The sequence below is a fragment of the Mesorhizobium sp. M7A.F.Ca.CA.004.06.1.1 genome (assembly GCF_003999135.1).
Classification (GTDB): Bacteria; Pseudomonadota; Alphaproteobacteria; order Rhizobiales; family Rhizobiaceae; genus Mesorhizobium.
In genome coordinates this window covers 1-3,075 of record NZ_RZPQ01000710.1, presented here as the reverse complement: position 1 = coordinate 3,075, position 3,075 = coordinate 1, and the positions used below count along the sequence as shown (strand labels likewise).

The following is a 3,075-nucleotide window of genomic DNA, read 5'->3' as shown; positions in this document are numbered from 1 at the left end:
ACCCTGGACGAGTTGGAGAACGACATCACCGGTGGCGCCACGCCGGCCTCCTTCGAGCCGTCGATCGATTACGTCGTGACGAAAATCCCGCGTTTCGCCTTCGAGAAATTCCCCGGCGCCGAGCCGGTGCTGACCACCGCCATGAAGTCGGTCGGCGAAGTCATGGCCATCGGCCGCACTTTTCAGGAATCGCTGCAGAAAGCGCTGCGTGGACTGGAAACCGGCCTGACCGGCCTCGACGAAATCGAGATCCCCGGCCTCGGCTACGGTGCGGCGACGGCCAACCATGCCGACGACCGCAACGCCATCCGCGCCGCGCTCGGCACGCCGACGCCCGACCGGCTGCGCATGGTGGCGCAGGCGATCCGCATGGGCACGTCGCTGGAAGACGTGCACGCCATGTGCAAGATCGACCCGTGGTTCCTTGAGCAGATCGCCGGGATCGTCGCCATGGAAGCCCGCATCCGCGAGCACGGCATCCCCGAGGATGCCGTCAATCTGCGCATGCTGAAGGCCATGGGTTTTTCCGACGCCCGCCTCGCGTCATTGACGAAAACAGACGTCGAAGTGATTGCGAAGATTCGCGAAAAGCTCGACGTTCATCCGGTTTATAAGCGCATCGACACTTGCGCGGCCGAGTTCGCCTCGCCGACCGCCTACATGTATTCGACCTATGAAGTGCCGTTTGCCGGTGCGCTGGCCGACGAGGCGCAGGTCTCGTCGCGCAAGAAGGTCGTCATCCTGGGCGGCGGGCCGAACCGCATCGGCCAGGGCATCGAGTTCGACTATTGCTGCTGCCACGCCGCCTTTGCGCTGCGCGATGCCGGCTACGAAGCGATCATGATCAACTGCAACCCGGAGACGGTCTCGACCGACTACGACACGTCGGACCGGCTCTATTTCGAGCCGCTGACGGCGGAAGACGTGCTGGAGATCCTGCGCGCCGAGCAGGCCTCGGGCGAACTGGTTGGCGTCATCGTCCAGTTCGGCGGCCAGACGCCGCTGAAGCTGGCGGACGCGCTGGAAAAGGCCGGCATTCCGATCCTCGGCACTTCGCCCGACATGATCGATCTCGCCGAAGACCGCGACCGCTTCCAGAAGCTGCTGCACAAGCTCGGCCTCAGCCAGCCGAAGAACGGCATTGCCTATTCGGTCGAGCAGGCCCGCCTTGTCGCCGGCGAGCTCGGCTTCCCCTTGGTGGTGCGCCCGTCCTATGTGCTGGGCGGCCGCGCCATGCAGATCATCCATGACGAGGGCATGCTGCAGACCTATCTGCTCGACACCGTGCCCGGCCTGGTGCCGGAGGACATCAAGCAGAAATACCCCAACGACAAGACCGGCCAGATCAACACGCTGCTGGGCAAGAACCCGCTGCTGTTCGACACCTATCTCTCCGGCGCCATCGAGGTCGATGTCGACTGCCTGTGCGACGGCAAGTCGACCTTCGTCTCCGGCATATTGGAGCACATCGAGGAGGCCGGCATCCATTCGGGCGACAGTGCCTGCTCGCTGCCGGTGCACTCGCTGCCTTCCGAACTGGTCGACGAGCTGGAGCGCCAGACGGCAGCGCTTGCCCGCGCTCTCAATGTCGGCGGGCTGATGAACGTGCAGTATGCGATCAAGGATGGCACGGTCTATGTGCTGGAGGTCAACCCGCGCGCATCGCGCACCGTGCCCTTCGTTGCCAAGACCATCGGCCGGCCCATTGCCAAGATCGCCGCCCGCATCATGGCCGGCGAAAAACTGGAAGACGCCTTCGCCCATTACGGCGCCATGCCCGACCCCAGAAACCCCGGCCACATCGCGGTCAAGGAAGCGGTCTTCCCCTTCGCCCGCTTCCCCGGCGTCGACATCCTGCTCGGCCCGGAAATGCGCTCGACCGGCGAGGTCATGGGTCTCGACCGCGATTTCGCGCTCGCCTTCGCCAAGAGCCAGTTAGGGGCCGGTGTCGACCTGCCGCGTTCCGGCACGCTGTTCGTCTCGGTGCGCGACGAGGACAAGAAAGGCATATTGCCGGCGGTCAAGCGCCTTGCCGGCCTCGGCTTCAAGGTCCTGGCCACCTCGGGCACCGCCCGCTTCCTCGCCGAAAACGGTGTCGACGCGCAGAAGATCAACAAGGTCCTGGAAGGCCGCCCCCACATCGAGGACGCCATCCGCAACCGACAGGTGCAGATCGTCTTCAACACGACGGACGGCCAGAAGGCCGTGTCGGACTCGAAGTCGCTGCGCAGGGCGACGCTGATGCAGAAGGTGCCGTATTACACCACGTTGTCGGGTGCGGCTGCGGTGGCGGAAGCGATTGCTGCGCTGAAGGCGGGGAGCCTCGAGGTCAGGCCGCTGCAGGAGTATTTTGCGTGAGAACAGGGAGAAGCTGCCGTAGGCAGATGACGGAAGCCCGCACGGGTGATCGTAATCTGTTGGGGCCTCGCTGCGGCAGAGTTCAGCCAGAAACAGAATTGCATCGCCTCTATCGACGCGAAGGCGGCAGCAGTGGTGATCGAAAGCGGCAATCAGGGGCCCTGCACCAACGATAGCGAAGTCAAAAGAAACGTGTTATTCAGCCCCCTAGGGCATAACTAGGGGGCTGACGATATGACCATACCTACCAATGATCCGTTTATATTATTAATTACAATAATACTTTCGATATCGACAGTTGTGGCGGTTTTAGATTTTGTTGGATTTCTTCCTGGATTTATATCCAAGTGGTTAAATCGAAATAAGCTGGCTTCAACCCTAGACGTTCTGCGCGAAATGGGGATCGAAGGAAGGGTCGTCAAAAGAAGAACAATTTCAAGCTTATTTCATTCTTTTTACAACAAAGAAGATCTGTACTCTGGGACCATACGGGATTTAAATTCGATAAAAATTTCCAAGAAGGTTTCGGTTGGTAGCGTTAATTCAACTCAGTCTAATGGATTTATTGATCTGATGGGCGCAACGACCTCTTCGGAGGTTGCTGAGCGCTACGCTAAACGCCTCGTCACTTTTTGGCGAGAAAAATTGAATAACGACGCAGAACTCAAGACTTTCTAATTTTCCTTTATAGTTGCTCCTCAGAGCGGAAGTCCATTC

Annotated in this window: 2 protein-coding genes; both read left to right on the top strand. The window is 60.2% G+C overall.

Annotated elements, in window-relative coordinates; genetic code table 11:
* A partial coding sequence (gene carB / locus EN906_RS28835; protein ID WP_127375551.1) for a carbamoyl-phosphate synthase large subunit occupies window positions 1-2,358 on the top strand: 2,358 nt, incomplete at its 5' end.
* 234 nt (window positions 2,359-2,592) lie between these two features.
* A complete protein-coding gene (locus tag EN906_RS28830) occupies window positions 2,593-3,036 on the top strand; it encodes a hypothetical protein (RefSeq protein WP_127375550.1) in 444 nt (147 codons plus the stop codon).
* The last annotated feature ends 39 nt before the right edge of the window (window positions 3,037-3,075 follow it).

Coding starts and splice junctions, on each gene's coding strand:
- EN906_RS28830 (WP_127375550.1), top strand. CDS start 2,593: ATGACCATACCTACCAATGATCCGTTTATATTATTAATTACAATAATA.